Below are 20,429 nucleotides of genomic sequence, written 5' to 3'. Positions count from 1 at the left end.
GGCGCAGAATGAAGGCATGAGTGCCTTGTTGCGACGTATGAAGAAGAAGCCCTCGGAACGTGTGGTGACCCTGGTCGGGAAGCCCGGGTGTCACCTCTGTGACGACGCGAGGCAGGTGGTGCGGGAGGTGTGCGAGGAGACCGGCGCGTCCTGGGAGGAGAAGGACATCACCATGGACGAGGAGCTGTACCGGGAGTACTGGGAGCAGATTCCGGTGGTGCTGATCGATGACGAACAGCACACGTTCTGGCGGGTGGACCCGGCGAGGCTGCGCACGGCACTGCGCTCGTGAGCGAAAGCCGGTTACCATCATGGGCGTTTTGAGTGCTCTCGGGGGAGTGGCTGTGAGGAGTGTGTGCCGCTTTGCCCCCTTCGGGCCTGCAACGGGCTGATGCGATCCTTGGTTCCTGGATCGCGCGACGAATGTGCGTGACCCCGGTCACTTTGACCGGACAAAACGGACACTATCTTTGTGCACGCGTTCACAAAGACATAGCCTGCATTCGACGGGGCGGTCTTGGGAACTACGGCCGCCTGCAGCCCCGCTCATCCCGCAGGAGCACCGTGGCAACTGGCCGAACTCACCGACCGGCGACCCGTAGCCGAGGAATTCCCGAGGCCACCGTCGCCCGACTTCCGCTGTACCTGCGCGCACTGACCGCGCTCTCCGAGCGCTCGGTACCCACGGTCTCGTCCGAGGAACTCGCCGCTGCGGCGGGGGTCAACTCCGCCAAGCTGCGCAAGGACTTCAGCTACCTCGGCTCGTACGGGACGCGCGGTGTCGGCTACGACGTCGAGTATCTCGTGTACCAGATCTCCCGCGAACTCGGGCTCACCCAGGACTGGCCGGTCGTGATCGTCGGCATCGGTAACCTCGGCGCCGCGCTTGCCAACTACGGTGGCTTCGCCTCCCGCGGTTTCCGGGTCGCCGCGCTGATCGACGCCGACCCCGCGATGGCCGGAACGCCGGTCGCGGGCATTCCCGTCCAGCACGCCGACGAACTGGAGCAGATCGTCGGCGACAACGGCGTGTCGATCGGTGTCATCTCGACCCCGGCCGGTGCCGCGCAGCAGGTCTGCGACCGGCTCGTCGCCGCGGGCGTCACCTCCATCCTGAACTTCGCGCCGACCGTGCTGTCCGTGCCCGACGGCGTGGACGTCCGCAAGGTCGACCTCTCCATCGAGCTGCAGATCCTCGCCTTCCACGAGCAGCGCAAGGCCGGCGAGGAGACCGCCGAGGGCAGCTCGGACCCGGCCGCACCCCCGGTGCGCTCGGCCTCCACCGGACGGAAGGGACCCGACGGGGACATGCCCGCCGTGATGCCGGCATGAGTCTTCTTGTCGTAGGACTGAGTCACCGCAGCGCCCCGGTCTCCGTACTGGAGCGGGCCTCGCTGGCTGCCGAGGCGCAGGCCAAGCTGCTCCAGGACACCCTCGCCGCGGAGCCCGCGGCCGAGGCCGCCGTCCTGGCCACCTGCAACCGCATCGAGCTGTACGCCGACGTGGACAAGTTCCACGCGGGCGTCGCCGAGCTGTCCACGCTCCTCGCCCAGCACAGCGGCGTCGGCCTGGACGAGCTCACTCCGTATCTCTATGTGCACTACGAGGACCGGGCCGTCCACCACCTCTTCTCGGTGGCGTGCGGGCTGGACTCGATGGTCGTCGGCGAGGGCCAGATCCTCGGCCAGATCAAGGACGCACTGGCGCTGGGGCAGGAGCTCCACACCGCGGGCCGGCTGCTGAACGACCTGTTCCAGCAGGCCCTGCGGGTCGGCAAGCGGGCCCACAGCGAGACCGGGATCGACCGGGCAGGGCAGTCGCTCGTCACCTTCGGCCTGGAGCAGCTCGCGGCCGGTGCGGACGTCGCGGACTGGGCCGCGGGCAAGCGCGCCCTGGTGATCGGCGCGGGCTCGATGTCCTCGCTCGCCGCCGCCACCCTGGCCCGTACCGGTGTCGCCGAGATCGTCGTCGCCAACCGGACCCGGGCCCGTGCCGACCGGCTCGTCGAGATCCTGGTCCAGCCCGGGGGCACCGGCGTGGCCGCCCGTGCCGTGGAGATGGCCGCGGTCCGCGACGAACTGACACGTGCCGATGTCGTCGTCTCCTGCACCGGCGCGACCGGTCTCGTGCTGACCGCCGAGGCCGTCGCCACCGCGCTCGGCCTGGACGTCGACGACGCCGTCGAGGCGCCCGCCGCCATGCCCTCGGTGCCCGCTCCGGCCGACGCCGACCGGCACGCCGCCTGGGTGGAGAACGGCAGCGCCGCCACGGTGCACCGGACGGCCCGGCGGGCCACCGTGCCCGCCCAGGGCGCCGGCCCCGTACGCCTGGCCCTGCTCGACCTTGCCATGCCGCGCGACATCGACGGCGGGACGGCCCGGCTCGACGGTGTGCGCCTCGTCGACATCGAGTCGCTCGCCGAGGCGTCGGCGGACGCCCCGATGGCCGCCGACGTGGACCAGGTGCGCACCATCGTCGCCGACGAGGTCGCCGCCTTCGGCGCCGCCCAGCGCGCCGCCCACATCACCCCGACCGTCGTCGCACTGCGCACGATGGCCGCCGGAGTGGTCGCGGGCGAGATCGCGCGGCTCGACGGGCGCCTCCCCGATCTGGACGAGAAGCAGCGCGCCGAGATCACGCAGACCGTGCGCCGCGTCGTCGACAAACTCCTGCACGCGCCCACCGTGCGGGTCAAGCAGCTCGCCAGCGAGCCCGGCGGCGCCGGGTACGCCGATGCGCTGCGGGAACTCTTCGACCTCGACCCGCAGACGGTCGCAGCCGTCTCCCGGGCAGACCTGAACGACCCGAATCGAGGGCGGTCATGACCGACAACTCAACCCCGGTCACGGGGGCCGACAAGCCGCTGAGGCTGGGCACCCGGCGCAGCAAGCTCGCCATGGCGCAGTCCGGCATGGTCGCCGACGCCGTCAGCGAGGTGACCGGGCGCGCCGTCGAGCTCGTCGAGATCACCACGTACGGCGACATCTCGCGGGAGCACCTCGCGCAGATCGGCGGCACCGGTGTGTTCGTCGCGGCGCTGCGCGACGCGCTGCTGCGCGGTGAGGTGGACTTCGCCGTCCACTCGCTCAAGGACCTGCCGACCGCGCAGCCCGAGGGCCTCGTGCTGGCCGCCGTGCCGGTGCGCGAGGACCCGCGCGACGTACTGGTCGCGCGGGACGGGCTGACCTTCGAGCAGCTGCCGTCCGGTGCCCGCATCGGTACCGGTTCGCCGCGCCGCATGGCGCAGCTCAACGCGTACGCCCGGAACCACGGCCTCGACATCGAGACCGTGCCGATCCGGGGGAACGTCGATACGCGTATCGGATTCGTCCGGAGCGGTGAGCTGGACGCGGTGGTACTCGCCGCGGCCGGGCTCAGCCGCCTCGGCCGGAGCGGTGAGGTGACCGACTTCCTGTCGGTCGACACCGTCCTGCCCGCTCCCGGTCAGGGAGCACTGGCGATCGAGTGCGCTGAGACCAGCGCCGACCTCGCCGCCGCGCTCGCCGAGCTCGACGACCCGTACACCCGGGCCGCCGTGACCGCCGAGCGTGCCCTGCTCGCCGCCCTGGAGGCCGGTTGCTCCGCACCTGTGGGTGCGCTGGCCGACCTCCTGGTCGACGGACAGGTTGTCAACGAACTGCGCCTGCGCGGTGTCGTCGGTTCCACCGACGGTTCCTCGCTGGTGCAGCTGTCCACCACCGGTCCCGTTCCCACGTCGCAGGACGACGCGGCGGCCCTCGGTCGCGAGCTCGCGGCCGAGATGCTTGCCAAGGGTGCGGCCGGTCTTATGGGGGAGCGAGCACTTTGAGCCCCACCGGCCACGCCGCATCCGACTTTCCGGCCCTGTCCGCACAAGGGCACGTCACCTTCCTCGGCGCCGGTCCCGGCGACCCGGGACTGCTGACTCTGCGCGCCGTCGAGGCGCTTGCGAGCGCGGACGTCCTTGTCGCCGAGCCGGACGTCCTCGGCGTCGTTCGCTGCCATGCGCGGGCAAGCGTAAGCACACCTGAGCTGACGGTTGTTGACGCGCAGTCAGCAGCCGCCGGTGTTCCCGTTCTCAGGGATGCGGCCAATCTTGTCATGGAGGCAGTGAGGGGCGGCAGGCGGGTCGTCCGAGCCGTCTCGGGCGACCCGGGACTGGACGGGAACGCGGGTGCCGAGATGCTCGCCTGCGCCGCCGCCGGCATCCCCTTCGAGGTGGTGCCGGGCGTCGCCAACGCCGTCGGTGTGCCCGCGTACGCCGGTGTGCCGCTGCGTGACGCGCAGGGCGCGGACGTCAGGTTCGTCGACGCCCGTACCGCGTCCGACCGCTGCTGGACCGAGGTCGGTGCCAGCGATGCCACGGCCGTCATCTCGACGACGCTCGACTCGGTGGCCGCGGCCGCCGGTGAGCTGGTCTCGGCCGGCCGCAAGCCCGACACCCCGCTGACCGTGACGGTCGCCGGTACGACGACCCGCCAGCGCACCTGGACGGCGACCCTCGGGACGATCGCCCAGGTCCTGAAGCAGGCGAAGGTGCTGCCCTCCCCGGAGGGTCACCGGCCCGTCATAGCCGTGGTCGGTGAGCGCAGCTCCGCAGCCCAGCGCGACCAGCTCGCGTGGTTCGAGTCCAAGCCGCTGTTCGGCTGGAAGGTGCTCGTACCGCGTACCAAGGAGCAGTCCGCGTCGCTCTCCGACCAGCTTCGTTCCTACGGCGCCGTGCCGCACGAGGTCCCGACGATCGCCGTAGAGCCGCCCCGTACGCCCCAGCAGATGGAGCGCGCGGTCAAGGGCCTGGTCACGGGCCGTTACGAGTGGATCGCCTTCACCAGCGTCAACGCGGTGAAGGCCGTCCGGGAGAAGTTCGAGGAGTACGGGCTCGACGCCCGTGCCTTCGCCGGGATCAAGGTCGCGGCCGTGGGCGAGCAGACCGCCGCCGCGCTGGTCGATTTCGGTGTGAAGCCGGACCTGGTGCCGTCCGGTGAGCAGTCCGCCGCCGGCCTGCTGGAGGACTGGCCGCCGTACGACCCGGTCTTCGACCCGATCGACAGGGTCTTCCTGCCACGTGCCGACATCGCCACCGAGACGCTGGTGGCCGGGCTCATCGAGCTGGGCTGGGAGGTCGACGACGTCACCGCGTACCGCACGGTCCGCGCCTCGCCGCCGCCCGCCGACACCCGCGAGGCGATCAAGGGCGGCGGCTTCGACGCGGTGCTCTTCACCTCGTCCTCGACCGTCCGGAACCTGGTCGGCATCGCGGGCAAGCCGCACAACGTGACGGTGATCGCGTGTATCGGCCCGGCGACGGCGAAGACCGCCGAGGAGCACGGCCTGCGGGTCGACGTCCTCTCCCCGGAGCCTTCGGTGCACAAGCTGGCCGAGGCGCTGGCCGAGTTCGGCGCGCGGCGCCGGGAGGCGGCGAAGGAGGCCGGCGATCCGGTGACGCGGCCGAGCGAGCGGCGTCCCGGAGCGCGGCGGCGTCGTACGACGACCTGACCCGCGCGGTCGGAACGTGTGAGGGGCCCGGTTGCTTCGGCGGCCGGGCCCCTGCCCGTTCCGCGCTCGTCCCGTGCCCGCGCTCTGCGCCCGTTCCACGGTCTTTTTCCGGCACGGGTGTCGGTAAGACGGTGATGTGTACGGGTCTAATCTCGAAGGATGACTGTGTACGGAAACTTCCCCGGCTCCCGCCCCCGGCGGCTGCGGACGACCCCGGCGATGCGGCGGATGGTCGCCGAGACACGGCTCGACGCGGCGAATCTGATCCTGCCCGCGTTCGTGCGCGAGGGCGTCGACGCCCCGGTCGCCATCTCGGCCATGCCCGGCGTGCAGCAGCACACCCTGGACACCCTGCGGAAGGCCGCCGTCGAGGCGGTGTCGGCCGGGGTCTCCGGGATCATGCTCTTCGGCGTCCCCGAGGACGAGAAGAAGGACGCCCGGGGCACGGCGGGCACCGACCCGGACGGCATCCTCCAGGTGGCGCTGCGCGCGGTGCGCCAGGAGGTCGGTGACGATCTCGTCATCATGTCGGACCTGTGCCTGGACGAGTACACCGACCACGGCCACTGCGGTGTGCTGACCGAGGACGGCCGGGTCGACAACGACGCGACGCTGGAGCGGTACGCCGAGATGGCCCAGGTCCAGGCCGACGCGGGCGCCCATGTGGTGGGCCCCAGCGGCATGATGGACGGCCAGGTCGGTGTCGTCCGCGACGCGCTCGACCAGACGGGCCACGAGGACGTCTCGATCCTCGCCTACACCGTGAAGTACTCCTCGGCGTTCTACGGGCCGTTCCGCGAGGCCGTCGGTTCCTCGCTCATGGGCGACCGCAAGACGTACCAGCAGGACCCGGCGAACGCCCGTGAGTCGCTGCGCGAGCTGGCGCTCGACCTCGAAGAGGGCGCCGACATGGTCATGGTGAAGCCGGCCGGTCCGTACCTCGACATCCTCGCGAAGGTCGCCGACTCGGTGGACGTGCCGGTCGCGGCGTACCAGATCAGCGGTGAGTACTCGATGATCGAGGCTGCCGCGGAGAAGGGCTGGATCGACCGGGAGGCGGCCATTCTGGAGAGCCTGACCGGGATCCGGCGCGCGGGTGCGCAGATGATCCTCACCTACTGGGCGACGGAGGTCGCGCAGCGGCTGGGGCGCGCGTAGTCGCATGTGAGGAGTGTGTGTGAGGGCCGGGAAGTGGGAACTTCCCGGCTTCTTCGTGTGTTGCGGAGGACGATTCGAATTCGATCGTTCGACGTGTGACGGCATGACGGCGGTGCCGTCATCGGGAGAAGTGAGCAACGCATGGCCATGGTCGGCCTGTTCTGGATCGCCGAGGGCGATGTGTACGTGGGCGCGAAGCCGTCCGGGATGGGGCCCGGGGTGCGGCTGACTCCCGAGGGGGTGGTGGCGGTCGGCGACGGACAGTCCGGCCTCTACCTGTGGGAGGACGTGCGTGCCCTGACGGTGGCGGACGTCCCCGAGAACTCCCTGATGCGGCGGGCAGGCGTGGCCAAGGACCTGGCTGTGGACATGGTGATGAGCCTGGCTCTGCCCATGGGCTCGGGCCGGGTGGAGGGTCCCCCGCCGATGATGCGGGTGCGCGTGGAATCGTCCAGGGGCGAGCACCGGCTGGCGGCCTACGCGGCTGCGGCCGTCGGTTACCCCCAGACCGAGGTCGACCTCTCCCGCGCCCTGATGGCCCGCCTCACGGAGGGTGCCGCGACGATGTCCACGACGCTGGCGGCGATGTCCGAGTGGGGCCGTACATCGGGGGACGGGACGCCCCGGGGGACGGAGCGGGAGCGGCTGCTGCGGGAGTGGCTGGCTCAGTGACGGTGACGGTGCCTGTGGGCCCCGCGGGTGCGGGGTTCCCACAGGCACCGTGCTGTGTCAGGCCCGCTTGGAGCGGCGGCGTGCCGCCACGGTCAGGCCGGTGCCCGCGGCGAGGACCACGGCGGTGCCGATGACCAGCGGGATCGTGCCGCTGCTGCCGGTCGAGGCCAGGTCGCCGTCCTTGCCGCCGGGCGTCGTGCTCTGCGACGGGGCCGGGGTGGCCGGTGCGGACTCGGACGGGCCGGCGGACGGGGTGCCGCTCGCGGGCGGTGTGGTCGCCGGGGTGGAGGGCGTGCCGGTCGGGGGTGTGGTGCCGGGGGTGTTGCCCGGGGTCGGGGTGGTCGGAGGCGTGGTCCCGCCGGTCTCCGGGAGGCAGCCGGTGAAGGGGAAGTGGTGCGTCTCCGCGCCGCCCGAGCCGTGCAGCGAGGCGACCCACACCGAGCCGTTGACCGGGGCGCCGGTGCCCAGCTCCAGGTGTGCGCCGGGTGCCAGCACGCTGCCGGGCCAGGCGGCCTGGCTGCTCTTGGTGACGGTGGTGGCCTCGGGGAAGTTCCACAGCAGGCGGGCGCGGACCTTGCCGTCGGAGGCGCTCTGGAGCTTGTCGTCCAGTACGTAGTCCTGGCCGCCGGAGAGGAAGAAGCCGGTCGTGCCGGCCCTGGCCATGTCGTACGTCGTGCCGCTGACGTTGACGACCGTGGTGGAGCCGGCGGGGACCTTGAGGTAGATGTCCTTGGCCGCTTCCAGCTGATCGGCCGTCACCTTGAAGATGTTGCGGGTGGTGTTCCCGCCCTCCAGGGTGAGCTTGCTGCCGCTCAGTTCCACTTCGGTGCCGCCGGTTGCCGGTTCCTTCGCCAGTGCGGCGGAGTACGACCGGAGCTTGCCGAACTCGGCGTCGAAATCGATCAGTCCGGCGTTCTTGCTGAAGGTGCCGGAGTGCATTTCGAGGGCGCGGTCGCTGACCTTGCCGCCGACTACCGCGTTGCCCTTCATCACCGCGGTGACCGAACTGCCGTTGAGCAGGTCGCCGCGGACGACGAGCGACGCCCGGCCGGGCAGGGCGTCGACCTCGGCGGCCGTCAGTTCGTTGGCGGCGCTGAAGCCGCCGCGGAAGTCGGCGTTGCCGCCCACGGCCACCGCGCCTTCCGCGTCGGGGGTGTGGACGTCGTCACCGAGGACGAACTCGCCGTACTTTCCGGCGATCCCGAAGGCATCGGTGGTGCAGGCCGCCGGGTCGGCGGCGGGCGCGGCCTGGGCGGCGGGGACGGCCGTGAGACCGAGGACGAGGGCTCCGCCGAGAACTGCGGATGCGGTGGCGGCGGTTGCGGATATGCGCATGGGGACGTGTCTCTCCAGCGGAGGTGCTTGTAAAGATTCCGTGGCAGCTTCGGCCAAGTTCTTCACACGATAGGATATTGGTCAAGACCAATGCACAGAGCGTTGTTCTGTCCGGTCGTCAGTTCTTGGCCCCGTGTCGTTGCCGGCTCTCGGCCTCACGCCGTTGTCGGCCCCTGACCCATGGGCCTACTTCCCCGTGACGTAGGCGTTCCAGATCCGGAGCGGGAAGACGTTGCCGCGTTCCGAATCGGGCCCGCCCACGCCTTGCATTCCCAGTAGTTGAGGGGTGCCCGGCTTGTTGCGGAACATCGTGACGGCCGTGGTCAGCCCTTCGGTGCGGCCGATGAACCAGGCCGACTTCATCCGGTCGTCCTTGCCGGTCGCGCCCGCCGCGAGGTCGTCGGTGGCCGCGGTCCGGGCGAACGTGTTGAACTTCCCGTCCCGGCCCAGCCGCGTCCAGGCCACCATCCCCAGGGTGTTGTTCACGTCGTTGGCCACCGAGGCGTCCATCGCGCGCCGCGGCTCGGGCTTCCCGAAGCCCTCGACCGCCTCGCCGTCCCGGGTCATCCTGGTCACCGAGTAGGGATCGGCCCGCATGCCGTCGTTGCTGAAGGCGGTGTACGCGTCCGCCATCCTGACCGCGCTCGGTGTGGACGTGCCGAGGGGGAAGGACTTGTCCAGACGGGCCAGGCTCTCCTCGTGCAGCCCGGCCGATACCGCCAGTTCCTTCACCTTCTTCAGCCCGATGTCCTTGCCGAGCAGCACGAAGGTGGCGTTGGACGACTTGATCAGTGCGTCGCGCAGGGAAGTCGGCGCCGTGACCATCGCCTGGCCGGGGCCGGAACCCGACGGGGCGGGGGGCGCGTACGGGCCGTCCTTGATCAGACGCCCGCCACTGTCGTAGCCGCTGTCCAGGGTGATCCCGTCGCCGTGCTGAAGGGCCGCGGCCAGCACGAAGGGCTTGAAGGCCGAGCCGACGGGGACGCCCGCGGTGTCGGCGTTATTGGCGAAGTGGGTGACCGCGTCGGCTCCGCCGTACACCGCGACCACGGCCCCGTCGGAGCGCACGGATGCGGCGCCGACCTCGACGTACTTGTCCTCGGGACGCTTCTCGGGGTCGAGGTCGCGCTCGCGTACGCTCCGCACGGCCCGTTCCAGCTGCCCCACCCTGGCCTTGTCGAAGGTGGTGTGCACCCGGTAGCCGCCCCGGAAGAGGTCCTTGTCGGTGAGGCCCGAACGCTTCTTGATGTACTTGTTGGCGATGTCGACGAGATAGCCGGTCTGGCCGCCGAGGCTGGTCGGCTTGGCGGCCGGCTTCGGCTCGGGGAACTTCCGGTACGCGGCCCGCTCGGCCTTCGTCATCGTGCCGGTCTCCACCTGCCGGTCGAGGATCCACTCCCAGCGGTCGACGGCGCGTTCGTGGTTGGCCTTGCTGCCTGCGGGGTCGTACTGCTCCGCCCCCTTGAGCAGGGACGCGAGCAGCGCCGCCTGGCTGGGGTCCAGGTCCTTCGCGGGGATTCCGTAGTACGCGTTCGCCGCTGCCTGGATGCCGTAGGCGCCGCGGCCGAACCAGCTGGTGTTCAGATACCCCTGGAGGATCTCCTTCTTGCTCTGCTTGTTGTTCAGCTTCAGCGAGATGAAGAATTCCTTGAACTTGCGGGTGGCCGACTGCTCCTGGCTGAGATAGGTGTTCTTCACGTACTGCTGGGTGATGGTGGAGCCGCCCTGGGTCTCACCGCCCGTGACGATGCTTACGGCCGCGCGGGCGATTCCCGTCGCCGATACTCCGGGGTCGGAGTAGAAGGTCTCGTTCTCGGCGGCGATGACCGCGTTCTCCACCGGATCGGGTATGTCGGCGAGCGTGACGTTCTGCCGGTTGACCGCGCCCACGCTCACCAACTGGCTGCCGTCGGCCCAGTAGTAGACGGTGCCCTGCCTGCGCGCCTCGTCGTTCTCGTCCGGGATGTCGACGGACGCGTACACCGCGGCGAACAGGCCTGCCAGCGCGACGAGTCCGAGCATGACCCCGCTCAGCACCTGCCGCCACGACGGGACCCAGCGACGCCAAGTGCGTTTCCCCCGGCGGGGGTAGTCGACAGCGAGTCTGCGAAGGCGGGGCGGGCGGGTCGGGCGGTTGGGGCGTCGGGCCATGGTCCAGCTCCTCGTTCACCGTCCCGTACCGGTGGCGCGGGCTTGTGAGAGAAGATGTTCCGGATCGCGATCAGGTTGTCTCGGGGCCTGTCCGGTGGGAGCGGTGACCCTGTACCGGACGGCCTTTCCGGAGGAACAGTCCGCGATGCCCGGCTTTGCCGGCCGGTCCTGCGGCCGGGTGCGCTCAGGCGAGGCCCGCCTCTTCCAGGGCCGACCTCGCGCAGGCCCGGACGAGGGGGTCCTCCTCGGATTCTCCGGCGGCGATCAGGGCCTCGGCGAGCGCCGGGTCGTCCGATGCGTAGGGGCCGAGCGCCATCGCCGCGTACTGGCGCACCAGATCCTCCTCGGGGTCGTTCAGCGCCGCCAGCAGTGCTCTGCCCGCGCGGTGGCGCAGGTCGGGGTCGGCCGGGGGCCACAGGCGCAGGACCGTGGCGCACTCGACGCGGGCGAGGTCGTACTCGCCCGTGTCGGCGAGCACCGAGACGAGGAACGGCTGCGCGGCCGTGTTGCCGTCCAGTTCGGCGATGATCTCGCGCTTCCTGTCGCTGTCGGCCGACAGGGCGCGGTACTCCTCGACGAGGCGGGCGAGGCGGTCGGCGCGGGCGGTGCGGGTGGTGTCGTCCGGGGCCGGTTCGGGGTTCATGGGCGGCGTTCCTCCGTCCGAAGGCTCAGGGCCAGTTGATCAGGGTCATGAAGGCGACCCAGGTGAAGAACACGGTGGCGGGTGCGGCCACGGCGAGGCCGATCGCGGCCGGTGGCCTGCGCCTGGTGAACACCCAGCTCGCCACCAGGACGACCAGGGCCAGGAGCAGGCCGCAGCAGGAGACCGTCCAGGCCGGGCCGAAACTCGCGTCGAATCGGTCGGCATCCGCCTCCGAGCAGGAGTCGCAGGCCATCGGCGAAAGCATGCTGTACACCAGGGCGAAGAACGCGAGCGGGAGCGTGACGACCGTGGAGATCAGCGAGGCGATCCAGGTGTGCCGGGGGCCGTCGGTGCTGTCGGTGCGGACGGGGGCTTCGTCCGTGACGTTGTCGGGCATGCGTGTGATTCAACCGGGCGCCCCGGTACGGCACATGAGTTGCCGTACCCAAGGTCTCCGGTCACTTCGGGTCAGTCCCACCAGAAGGACCAGGTCTCCTGGTTCAGCACCATCTTCTCGGCGTAGACGTCCAGGTCGTACGGCGGGTTCTGCTCGATGTTGTCCGGGCAGAACGCGAAGTGCTCGGCGGCGACCGCGCGGGCCTCCGGGAGGGTGGTGGGCGGGCGGCCCACCGAGACCATCAGGGTGTCGAAGCCCAGCACCACGACCCGTATGCCGAAGCGGTCCTCCCAGGAGCGGAGCACGGCACTGAGCCGGGCCGTGTCCTCCTCGTAGTTGACCGGACCCGACCAGCCGATCGCCGCCGGTATGTCCGCGCTGCGCCGGGCCGGGACGAGCGCCAGCCGTGAACCGGCGTACCAGCCGTCCGGGCCGACGCACTCCTCGGCGATCGCGGCCGCCAGGTCGTCGGGGGTGTCCTGCCCCTTGGCGGCCGGGACGGGGGCCAGGCCCGGCCAGTCGCCCTCGGCGGCGTCGAGCTCCTCGGGCGCGCAGTCCTCCCAGTACTCGCTGAGCACCTCCTCGGCGTCGTGATCGCCGGGGTACGACGTGCTGTCCGGGATCAGGTCCCAGGTGTCGGGCCACTGGTCGCGCCGCCCGCCGTCCATCAGCACGGGGAGCAGCCCGACCGCCCGCCCGGCCGCGCGCAGCGTGCGCCATGTGCCGTGGGTCGCGGGCTCGTCGGCACACCAGAGCAGCGGCTCGTGCCAGGTGCCGTCGATCGTGGCGTCCACCAGTGAGCCGGGCGGGAGTTGGAGCCCTGACGTGGCCAGGGACGGGAGCGGATTCGGGAGCATCGCCATGACTACGACTCTAGGCGCGGCCACTGACAACCGGCCGGGCGCCGCAGTGGGGTGCGGCGCGGTGCGGGGCGCGGCGGTGCGGGGCGGTGCGGTGCGGCTACGGGTGTGCGTGAACCTCGACGAACGTGGTGGGCGCCGTGGTGCCGTCGGGCAGTGGTGCGGGCGCGGTGACGTGGCCGAGTGCCTGGCCGTTCGCGCTCCGGCCGGGCCGGCCGGGCCGGAGTTCGCGGTTGATGTGGAGGGTGAGTCGGCGCCCGTCGGGTGCCGTCGTGACCAGGATGGCTGTGCCGTCCGGGCTGTTGGTGGCGGTGGAGGCGGCGAGCTCCGCCGTGATGCCGGGTTCGTCGAGCCGGGCGGTGACGGACGGGTCCGGGGTGTCGCTCGTGCTCTGCATCTGCGGCTCGGCCTGGCCGACGACGAGCGCGAGGAGCTGGGCCACGACGACCGGGTCATGCGCCCCGTCGTACACCCAGCGCTGCCCCAGCACGCCGTGTTCGGTCGTGCCGATGAGTGCGTCGTCGGCGCCCGGGAGCGGTGCGCCTCGGTAGCTGAACAGCACCTGGTACTCGGCTGGTTGGTCCCCCGAGGTGTCGGTGACCACCATGAACTCGATCCCGACCTCGCCCTTCGGGTCGTCCAGGCGGAATCCGCCGGTCCGGGCCAGCTCGGGCTGCTGCCCCGTGCCGCGGTACCAGGGCTGTGCGGGCAGCCAGGTGCTGAGGAGTTCCAGCTTGGTGGGCGACAGGGTGGTGTGGTGGATGACAGCCATGGCGGTGGTATTCCTCCCGGGGACGTGGGCTCAGACGAGTCGCGGGTCAGCGGCGAAGCCGGCGAAGGCCGTCCAGGTGGTGGGGGCGACGGTGAGGACGGGGCCGTCGGGGTTCTTGGAGTCGCGGATGTGGATCGCGGCGGGGTGGGCGGCGATCTCGACGCAGTGCCCGCCTTCGCTGCCGCTGTGGCTCGACTTCTGCCATTCGTAGGCGACTTCGAGGCACTCGCCGCCGTCACTGCCGCTGTAGCTGGACTTGAACCACTCTCGTGCGGTGCTCATAACTCTCCTAGCAGCCGGTCCAACAGGCCCTTCGTTTCCTCGGCGTTGAGAGCCTGTGTTCGCAGCATTGCATATCTCTGGGCGAGGATGCTGATCTCGTCCGGGTTGGAGATGAGCTGGCTGCCGCGCTGAGTTTCGGTGTACGCGACGCGTTGATAGTCCGGCGTTTCCAGCAGGATGAACGGCCCGTCGAGCGCCGCGTGGGTCGTCCGGCCCAGCGGCATGACCTGGAGAGAGATGCCCGCCATGCCGGCGCAGTCCCGGAGGCGGTGCAAGGTTTCCCGGTACACCTCATTGCCCCCGAGGCGGTCTCGGACAATGGCCTCGGAGAGGACGAAGCTGGTGGTCGGCGGCACTTCGCGGCGCAAGATCTCCTGGCGCTCCAGTCGTGTGCCGACGTGTGTGTCGATCTCCTCCCTGCTGAACGTGGGAACTCGGCTGTCGAACACTGCACGTGCGTAGTTCTCGGTCTGGAGCAAGCCGGGCAGGACCTGGTTTGCGAAGAAGCACAGCGCCAGGGCCTCCCGCTCCAGGTCCAAGTACTCCTCCACTCACGCCGGGATCAGGTCGATCTCCGGCATGTTCGCCACTGCCTCCTTCAACGCGCCCTTGGTGTCCAGCCGTTCGTCCAGCTGGGCCGCGAGGTCGGGCAGTAGAGCGCGTCTGCCCTGTTCGATGGAGGCGATCGTCTCCACCTGATGGCCCACCAGGTCGGCGAGTTGGGCCTGGGTCAGGCCGGCCGCCCGGCGGAAGACGGCGACCAGTTTGCCCACGAGTTTCATTGCCGACGCGTTCTTGCGCTTCCGCTTTCCGGGGTGCATACGGAGCGAACTTCCACGTGCGAGCTCGCGTCACGCGCGCATGACCCGTACAAGAAATCTGTACGGGTGCGAGTCCCGTCAGGAACGGGGCTCGGGCTGGGTCCATTCGACGGCCTCCCGGACCGTCGCGTCCGCGTCCTGGGCGAGGCGGTGGAGGAGTTCCGTGGCGGCCGGGCTCGACCAGTTCTCGACGGCCCATACGAGGGCTCTGCGGACCTTCGGGTCCGGGTGGTCCGCGAGGTGGGCCAGTTGGCCGACCGGTCCGCGTCGGCGCATCCCGAACCAGTGGAGGGCCTGGACGAGCTGTTCGGAGTCGCCGGGGCTGCCCGCCGCGGCGATTTGGCGCAGGAGGACAGCGGAGGCGGGGGGAGGGCCGTCGAGCGGGTGCGGGCGGCGTTGCCGCAGGCGCTGCGAGCCGTACTCGCCGCGTACCCGGCAGCCGAAGCAGGTGCAGGGCACTTTTCCGTTCGAGCCGGGGAAGTAGCGCCAGCCGGTGACCTGGCTGACGGCGCGGATGCGGTGCACCTCGCGCTTGGTGACCGTCCGGGGGACGAACACCTCCCAGCCGCGCGGGTCGGGCAGGGCGGCGACCCGGCGTACGGCTTCGGCGGCCGTGACGGTCGCGGGGGCGCGGTTGTAGGGGCCCAGGGTGACGGGCTCGTCGTCCGGCAGACGGATGTGCACGGCGACGAGTCCGCGCGGACCGCTGCGCCTGGACAGTTCGCGCAGCCACTGGTGGGTGAGGGTGTACGAGGGGAGGACGGGGAAGCAGTAGAGGCCCCGTGGCAGTGAGGCGTCGCGACCGTGGCTGATGGCCCGTATTCCGGAGCGGCGGACGCGTGGAGCGTTCGCCGCGGGTGTCAGGTGCACGAACATTGCCATGCGGGCGATGCTAACGAGTGGGTGTGCGCCCGGCCGGGTCCGGTGTGCGTACGTGTCTTCGCCGACCGGAACCGGCGGGTCACCGCTCCTCCTGCCCGTCGGCTGGGGGCCGGGCAGTGGCTGCGCCGGCGGGACACGTCCAGCGGGCGTCGGCGGGTCGAGATGACGGTCGTGAACGTCGCGGCCATCGGCCGCCCTTCGTCGAACCTCTTTCTCGGGGTACCCGTGTACAGCGCCGAATCCGTGGAGACCTGGATCGGGTAACGGGCCGCCCGCCGGTCGTTGTTGATCACCAAGAGTGCAGAATGGGTCGTATGTCGATGACGAACACCCCTGAAACGGCAACGGTCGACGATGCTGAGGAGATCGGCCGCATGCTGGCCAGTGCCTTCGACGACGACCCGATGATGCGCTGGTTCTTCCCCGAGGACTCCTCCCGCGAGGAGGGGATGGCCCGCTACTTCAGTACGATCTTCGCCCGGCAGTACGTGCGGCACGGCGTGTGCGAGCGGACCGGCGCGGCGGCCGCCTTCTGGGTGTCGCCGGAGGGCCAGGAGAAGGCCGTTCCCGACGCGGAGACCGTCCAGGAGCTAGAGGACATCCTCGGCGACCGTGCTTCGCTGTTCCGTGAGGCCGTCGCAGGGGCGGCCGAGCACGGGCCGAAGGAACCGCACTGGTACCTGGCCGTGGTTGGCGCGGACCCGGCCGCCCGGGGGCAGGGGCACGGGGCCGCGCTGCTGCGCTCGGGCCTGGCCAAGGCCGACGCGGCGGGCCTGCCCGTCTACCTGGAGTCCTCCAAGCCGGACAACCTGCCCTTCTACGAGCACTTCGGCTTCACCGTGCTCGGCGAGGCGCAACTGCCGGGCGGCGGACCGGTGCTGTGGGCCATGCGGCGCGCTCCCCGTACGCCGGACGGTGTCTGAGGCCCGCGTACCGACTGGCTGGCTGACTGACCGACTCCGCGTTCCGCAGCAGTCGGGGAGCGGCTAGAGCTTGTCGGCGCCCAGGAGGCGGTCGCTGTGCACCGGGTCGTCGTCGATCAGCGAGTTCTCGGTGAACATGGCGTCCGCCTCTCCGTCGCACGGGTCGTCGAAGCCGCCCACGACGGCGTCCTCAATGTGGTCACGGAGTGGGGTGCGGTCGCCGCGCCAAGGGGGGATACCCCGACCACCGATCCGGATGACCGCCCCATCGTGCCGACCCGCACCCGGCGGGCACCGTGGAGGGCACGGAGCAGCGGTGCTTGAAGGGCCTTCAAATGCCTCGCCGCTGCCGTGACTTCGAGGATCGAGGACGTACACGTGACGAAGCGCAAGCGTGCGGCGTTGGCCGGCGCACTCACACTCGCCGTGGCGATCGGCGTCGGGGGAGCAGCGCTCCCGGGGAGCGCCGCCGCCACGACTGCCGCCGCGGAGTCCGCAGGCCACGGGTCCGCCACCGACCAGGTCCGGCTGCAGAAGATCCTGCAGCGGCTGACCACCGTCGACGGCGCGCCCGGAGCCCTCGTCGAAGTGCGGGACCGGCGCGGCAGCACGGTGCTGACCAGCGGTGTCGCGGACGTGAGGAGCCAGGCGCCGGTTCACCGCGACAGCCGGTTCCGGATCGGCAGCATGACCAAGATGTTCACGGCGACGACCATGCTCCAACTGGTGGGAGAGCATCGCGTCCGACTCGACGCCCCGGTCGAGCGCTACCTGCCCGGCGTCGTCCGCGGTCACGGCAACGACGGGCGGAAGATCACCGTCCGCCAGCTGCTCCAGCACACCAGCGGCCTGCCCGATTTCCTCGACCACCTCAAGCCGCAGGAAGTCGTCGCGGACCCGCTGGTCCGCTACGACCCCCGCGACCTCGTGGACATGGCGCTCAAGTACCCCCGGGTCTTCGAGCCGGGCACCGACTGGGACTACTCCAACACGAATTACCTGCTCGCCGGCCTGATCATCAAGAGGGTGACCGGCCACACGTACGCCCAGGAGGTCCGTGAGCGCATCATCGAACCGCTGCACCTGTGCGAGACGTCCGTACCGCTCGGCCCGGCGATCCCCGGACCGCACCCGCGCGGGTACGCGCAGCCCGGCAAGGACGTGCCGCTCCTGGACATCACGGAGGTCGACCCGTCCGTCGGCGGCGCGGCCGGCGGGATGATCTCCAGCGGCACCGACCTCAACCGGTTCCTGGGCGCCCTCCTCCGCGGCGACCTGCTGCGCCCGGCCGAGCTCCGGGAAATGATGAGGACCCGGGACACCGGCAACGAGGACGGCCGTGCGTACGGCCTCGGTCTGGAGAGCAGGCCGCTGCCCGGCGGGGGTCTCTACTGGGGGCACGCCGGTGACTTCCTGGGGTTCGAGACGATGGCCGGTGCCACGGTCGACGGCAGGCGGGCGACGGTCATGGTGAATCTCGGCCCCGGGGGGTCGGACGCCCAGAGCGATGACATCGAGGCGGCGGTCCGGACGGCGCTCTCCGCGGGCCGTCCCTCGGCCCGCGGGTAGCCTGCCGGGCTCGCCGCCTTCAGCGGGACCGGACACCGGAGGATCAGTACGTGAGGGCGGCGTCCATTTCGCTCTGCCAGTAGGTGACGAAGCCGTTGTCGCCCCAGGAGGTGCCGGCGGGGAGCGTCAGCTCGGCCGGGGCGCCCGTGGAGCCCTGGTTGGCCTTGCCGGTGAAGTACACCGAGAGGTGGGTGCCCTTGTGCAGTTCCTGGCCGTCGGGCTCACCGGACAGCCCGATCGAGGCGTAGGCGGACTGCCCCGGCTCAAGGGTGACCACGGCCTGCGGGATGCTGTCGCGGAGGACCGGGAAGGCGGCCTGGGCGTCGTCGAACCGGAGCGCCGGGGCGTGGTACGCGTAGCAGGGGCCGGAACCGGTGTTGGTCGCGGTGAGCAGCAGGTGGTTGATGGGGCGGCTCACCTTGGTGACGGTGACCTTGGTGTTCGAGCCGGTGCAGGTGACGGGGGACTTGCTGCTGTTCCCGGTGGTGCTGTTCTGGCCGTTGGTGTCGCTCTTCCGGCCGCTGGTGGAGCCGGTGGAGTTCTTGGAGCCGGAGGCCGTGTTCTCGGCCGGGGACCCGGAGTCGGTGCCGGAGTCGGTGTCGGCTCCGGTCCCCTCGGTGTCCTTGCCCGTTTCCTTGCCCGTGTCCGTGGCGGCGGAGTCGCTCGCCGCGGCCGACAGCCCGGACTTTGCGTCGTCCTCGGTGCCGTTGCAGGCGGTGAGCGAGAGGGCGGCCAGGAGGGCGGTCGCGGCGAGGGCGGTGGTGCGGATGCGGTTGTTGCGCATGGTGGTGGTACTCCCCGTGTGTGGGCCGGTGTTGTCGTTCGGTCAGTTGTGGCAGATCAGAGCTATGACGATCGCGGTGGACACGATCACCACGCCGATGGCCACGGCATCGATGAGCTCGATGCGGAAGTGGATTCGCACTGCGTTGTCCCGGTGGTCGCTGCGGTGTGTCAACAGATTGCGGGGTGGCGGATTCCGGCCGCAACGCCGAACAGCCCATTGGGGATGCTGGAATGGCTGCGCGTACTGTGACCTGGGCAGATTCCACGTCCCTGGAACGGTGTTCCGGGACGGACCAGGAGGGGGAACGCTGCAGTGGCGACGCCGGAGGCCGTGGAATTCGCGGCTCTGCTGAAGGAACTGAAGGACCGTTCGGGACGCAGTTACGGGGTCCTTGCCGGAAGACTGCACGTCAGTACGTCAACACTTCACCGGTACTGCAACGGGGACGCGGTGCCCAATGAGTACGCCCCGGTGGAGCGGCTGGCGCGCTTGTGTGCGGCGACCCCGGAGGAGCTGGTGGAGCTGCACCGGCGGTGGATCGTGGCGGATGCGGCGCGTAGACGCCCTGCCGTGGCTGCGCCGCCCGAGGCTGTTTCTGCGCCTGATCCTGATCCGGATCCTGTTTCCGCGCCTGCTTCTGCGCCTGCGGAGCCGGTGCGGGATGCGGTTCCCGAGCTCACGCCCGAACGCGAACCCGAACCCGCGATCCTGGTCGGCGGGGCGGGCCGGCCCCGGCGGTTTCTGGCCTCCGCACGGGCGCGGGTGCTGCTCGCGGCCGTCGCCGTCGTCGCGCTGACCGTGCCGACCTCGATCGTCGTCAGCAATCTGTCGGGTACGGACAAGGACGATCTCAGCAACGCCCCCGCCGTGGACGCGAAGGACCCGGACGAGCCCGAGCTCGCCGGGCCCGGCCACGACGCGAGCGCCACCGCCTCACCGAGCGGGGCGAAGAAGTCGGGCAAGCCCGTGCCGTCCGGCTCGGCGACCGTCTCGTCCCCGCCGTCCGGCGGCGCCTCCGCCACGACCGGGGGGCGCGGCACGGGATCCGGTTCGGGTGGGCAGCAGAGCGGGGGCGTGCCGCTGAGCGCCACCATCAGCTCGTACAACTGGGAAGAGCCCTGCGGCCAGCATTACGTGTTGGACCAGAAGCCGGAGGACGTGCCCCCGCCGCCCTCGCCACAGGGCACCCGGGGCTGGGCCAAGGCGCTCGGCGGGGTGGACGGCGGCAGCATGCAGCTCGAACTCACCGTGCAGGGGAAGTCGGGGCAGGCCGTCGTGCTGAACGAACTGCATGTGCGGACGCTGTCCCGGAAGGCACCGCTGGCGTGGTCGGCGTACTCGATGGGCGAGGGCTGCGGGAGCGGCATCACCCCGCAGTCCTTCGACATCGACCTCGACGACGGCCGGCCGAACCTCACGCCGGTGGCGGGGCAGCAGGGGGATGTGCGGGTGCCGCCGAAGGACTTCCCGTTCCGGGTGTCCTCCACCGATGTGGAGGTGTTCGACCTCAAGGTCCACGTCGAAGGGCACGACGTCAGCTGGTACCTGGACCTGGAGTGGAGCAGCGGCGGCCGGACGGGGATGCTGCGCATCGACGACGGCGGGAAGCCGTTCCGTACCAGCAGCATCCAGGCGCGGCCGAAGTACATGTACCGGTACGACACGGCCCAGTGGGTGACCAAGGAGTGGGACTAGCGTCCCT

The 20,429-nt window shown here is 70.7% G+C and carries 19 protein-coding genes and 1 pseudogene; 10 read left to right on the top strand and 10 right to left on the bottom strand.

Annotation, left to right across the window (positions count from 1 at the left end; genetic code table 11):
- Positions 1-16 precede the first annotated feature (16 nt).
- From ACFYY7_RS20425 to ACFYY7_RS20395, 7 genes are all read left to right on the top strand, one after another.
- Positions 17-292, top strand: a complete 276-nt coding sequence (locus ACFYY7_RS20425; protein ID WP_388663198.1) for a glutaredoxin family protein — start codon at positions 17-19, stop codon at positions 290-292.
- A 272-nt stretch (positions 293-564) separates the two neighbouring features.
- Entirely contained in the window at positions 565-1,332 is a 768-nt protein-coding gene (locus ACFYY7_RS20420; protein ID WP_388663196.1) for a redox-sensing transcriptional repressor Rex, read from the top strand.
- Entirely contained in the window at positions 1,329-2,825 is a 1,497-nt protein-coding gene (locus ACFYY7_RS20415; RefSeq protein WP_388663194.1) for a glutamyl-tRNA reductase, read from the top strand. The genes ACFYY7_RS20420 and ACFYY7_RS20415 overlap by 4 nt, the downstream gene beginning before the upstream one ends.
- On the top strand, positions 2,822-3,808 hold the full coding sequence (hemC, locus tag ACFYY7_RS20410; RefSeq protein WP_388663192.1) for a hydroxymethylbilane synthase: 987 nt from the start codon (positions 2,822-2,824) through the stop codon (positions 3,806-3,808). The genes ACFYY7_RS20415 and hemC overlap by 4 nt, the downstream gene beginning before the upstream one ends.
- A complete protein-coding gene (locus ACFYY7_RS20405) occupies positions 3,805-5,475 on the top strand; it encodes a uroporphyrinogen-III synthase (RefSeq protein WP_388663190.1) in 1,671 nt (556 codons plus the stop codon). The genes hemC and ACFYY7_RS20405 overlap by 4 nt, the downstream gene beginning before the upstream one ends.
- A 159-nt stretch (positions 5,476-5,634) precedes the next feature.
- Complete coding sequence (hemB, locus tag ACFYY7_RS20400; protein WP_388663188.1) at positions 5,635-6,633, top strand: porphobilinogen synthase; 999 nt, start codon at positions 5,635-5,637, stop codon at positions 6,631-6,633.
- A gap of 141 nt (positions 6,634-6,774) precedes the next feature.
- Positions 6,775-7,305: a hypothetical protein gene (locus ACFYY7_RS20395; RefSeq protein WP_388663186.1), complete on the top strand. Its 531-nt coding sequence runs from the start codon at positions 6,775-6,777 to the stop codon at positions 7,303-7,305.
- A gap of 57 nt (positions 7,306-7,362) precedes the next feature.
- Here ACFYY7_RS20395 and ACFYY7_RS20390 read toward each other — a convergent pair whose 3' ends face one another.
- From ACFYY7_RS20390 to ACFYY7_RS20350, 9 genes and pseudogenes are all read right to left on the bottom strand, one after another.
- Complete coding sequence (locus ACFYY7_RS20390) at positions 7,363-8,640, bottom strand: choice-of-anchor A family protein (protein ID WP_388663184.1); 1,278 nt, start codon at positions 8,638-8,640, stop codon at positions 7,363-7,365.
- Positions 8,641-8,826: 186 nt separating this feature from the next.
- Positions 8,827-10,662 carry a transglycosylase domain-containing protein gene (locus ACFYY7_RS20385; protein ID WP_388663182.1) on the bottom strand — a complete coding sequence of 612 codons (1,836 nt, stop codon included), beginning with the start codon at positions 10,660-10,662 and terminating at the stop codon, positions 8,827-8,829.
- Positions 10,663-10,975: 313 nt separating this feature from the next.
- Entirely contained in the window at positions 10,976-11,434 is a 459-nt protein-coding gene (locus tag ACFYY7_RS20380) for a hypothetical protein (RefSeq protein ID WP_388663180.1), read from the bottom strand.
- Positions 11,435-11,459: 25 nt separating this feature from the next.
- The gene (locus ACFYY7_RS20375) at positions 11,460-11,831 is read right to left on the bottom strand and encodes a DUF983 domain-containing protein (RefSeq protein WP_388663178.1); all 372 of its coding nucleotides are present in this window, start codon (positions 11,829-11,831) and stop codon (positions 11,460-11,462) included.
- Between the two features lie 71 nt (positions 11,832-11,902).
- A complete protein-coding gene (locus ACFYY7_RS20370; protein WP_388663176.1) occupies positions 11,903-12,694 on the bottom strand; it encodes a DUF4253 domain-containing protein in 792 nt (263 codons plus the stop codon).
- Positions 12,695-12,791: 97 nt separating this feature from the next.
- Positions 12,792-13,463 carry a 1,4-alpha-glucan branching protein gene (locus ACFYY7_RS20365; protein ID WP_388663174.1) on the bottom strand — a complete coding sequence of 224 codons (672 nt, stop codon included), beginning with the start codon at positions 13,461-13,463 and terminating at the stop codon, positions 12,792-12,794.
- A 30-nt stretch (positions 13,464-13,493) separates the two neighbouring features.
- Positions 13,494-13,745 (bottom strand): DUF397 domain-containing protein, encoded by a 252-nt coding sequence (locus ACFYY7_RS20360; RefSeq protein WP_388663172.1) that lies wholly within the window; start codon positions 13,743-13,745, stop codon positions 13,494-13,496.
- Positions 13,742-14,527: pseudogene (locus ACFYY7_RS20355) on the bottom strand (Scr1 family TA system antitoxin-like transcriptional regulator). Before ACFYY7_RS20355 ends, ACFYY7_RS20360 begins: the two are co-directional and overlap by 4 nt.
- A gap of 117 nt (positions 14,528-14,644) precedes the next feature.
- Positions 14,645-15,448, bottom strand: a complete 804-nt coding sequence (locus ACFYY7_RS20350) for a HEAT repeat domain-containing protein (RefSeq protein ID WP_388663170.1) — start codon at positions 15,446-15,448, stop codon at positions 14,645-14,647.
- Positions 15,449-15,753: 305 nt separating this feature from the next.
- Between ACFYY7_RS20350 and ACFYY7_RS20345 the strand changes: the two genes are divergently transcribed.
- Positions 15,754-16,371 carry a GNAT family N-acetyltransferase gene (locus ACFYY7_RS20345; RefSeq protein WP_388663168.1) on the top strand — a complete coding sequence of 206 codons (618 nt, stop codon included), beginning with the start codon at positions 15,754-15,756 and terminating at the stop codon, positions 16,369-16,371.
- A gap of 378 nt (positions 16,372-16,749) precedes the next feature.
- On the top strand, positions 16,750-17,940 hold the full coding sequence (locus ACFYY7_RS20340) for a serine hydrolase domain-containing protein (RefSeq protein WP_388663166.1): 1,191 nt from the start codon (positions 16,750-16,752) through the stop codon (positions 17,938-17,940).
- Between the two features lie 43 nt (positions 17,941-17,983).
- On the opposite strand, the gene ACFYY7_RS20335 is transcribed toward ACFYY7_RS20340, so the two are convergent.
- Entirely contained in the window at positions 17,984-18,724 is a 741-nt protein-coding gene (locus tag ACFYY7_RS20335; protein ID WP_388663164.1) for a DUF4232 domain-containing protein, read from the bottom strand.
- 315 nt (positions 18,725-19,039) lie between these two features.
- Between ACFYY7_RS20335 and ACFYY7_RS20330 the strand changes: the two genes are divergently transcribed.
- Positions 19,040-20,422, top strand: coding sequence for a helix-turn-helix domain-containing protein (locus tag ACFYY7_RS20330; protein WP_388663162.1), 1,383 nt, complete (start codon positions 19,040-19,042; stop codon positions 20,420-20,422).
- Positions 20,423-20,429: the final 7 nt, after the last annotated feature.

It is taken from the genome of Streptomyces sp. NPDC001933, from assembly GCF_042890955.1.
GTDB lineage: Bacteria > Actinomycetota > Actinomycetes > Streptomycetales > Streptomycetaceae > Streptomyces.
The sequence above is the reverse complement of the archived record's forward strand: the minus strand, read 5'-3'. Positions and strand labels throughout refer to the sequence as shown.

Bases quoted from the DNA above. Each gene is read 5' to 3' on its own strand.
- ACFYY7_RS20425 (WP_388663198.1), top strand. From the start codon at position 17: ATGAGTGCCTTGTTGCGACGTATGAAGAAGAAGCCCTCGGAACGTGTG.
- ACFYY7_RS20415 (WP_388663194.1), top strand. From the start codon at position 1,329: ATGAGTCTTCTTGTCGTAGGACTGAGTCACCGCAGCGCCCCGGTCTCC.
- hemC (WP_388663192.1), top strand. From the start codon at position 2,822: ATGACCGACAACTCAACCCCGGTCACGGGGGCCGACAAGCCGCTGAGG.
- hemB (WP_388663188.1), top strand. From the start codon at position 5,635: ATGACTGTGTACGGAAACTTCCCCGGCTCCCGCCCCCGGCGGCTGCGG.
- ACFYY7_RS20395 (WP_388663186.1), top strand. From the start codon at position 6,775: ATGGCCATGGTCGGCCTGTTCTGGATCGCCGAGGGCGATGTGTACGTG.
- ACFYY7_RS20390 (WP_388663184.1), bottom strand. From the start codon at position 8,640: ATGCGCATATCCGCAACCGCCGCCACCGCATCCGCAGTTCTCGGCGGA.
- ACFYY7_RS20385 (WP_388663182.1), bottom strand. From the start codon at position 10,662: ATGCTCGGACTCGTCGCGCTGGCAGGCCTGTTCGCCGCGGTGTACGCG.
- ACFYY7_RS20380 (WP_388663180.1), bottom strand. From the start codon at position 11,434: ATGAACCCCGAACCGGCCCCGGACGACACCACCCGCACCGCCCGCGCC.
- ACFYY7_RS20375 (WP_388663178.1), bottom strand. From the start codon at position 11,831: ATGCCCGACAACGTCACGGACGAAGCCCCCGTCCGCACCGACAGCACC.
- ACFYY7_RS20370 (WP_388663176.1), bottom strand. From the start codon at position 12,694: ATGGCGATGCTCCCGAATCCGCTCCCGTCCCTGGCCACGTCAGGGCTC.
- ACFYY7_RS20365 (WP_388663174.1), bottom strand. From the start codon at position 13,463: ATGGCTGTCATCCACCACACCACCCTGTCGCCCACCAAGCTGGAACTC.
- ACFYY7_RS20360 (WP_388663172.1), bottom strand. From the start codon at position 13,745: ATGAGCACCGCACGAGAGTGGTTCAAGTCCAGCTACAGCGGCAGTGAC.
- ACFYY7_RS20350 (WP_388663170.1), bottom strand. From the start codon at position 15,448: ATGGCAATGTTCGTGCACCTGACACCCGCGGCGAACGCTCCACGCGTC.
- ACFYY7_RS20345 (WP_388663168.1), top strand. From the start codon at position 15,754: ATGGGTCGTATGTCGATGACGAACACCCCTGAAACGGCAACGGTCGAC.
- ACFYY7_RS20335 (WP_388663164.1), bottom strand. From the start codon at position 18,724: ATGCGCAACAACCGCATCCGCACCACCGCCCTCGCCGCGACCGCCCTC.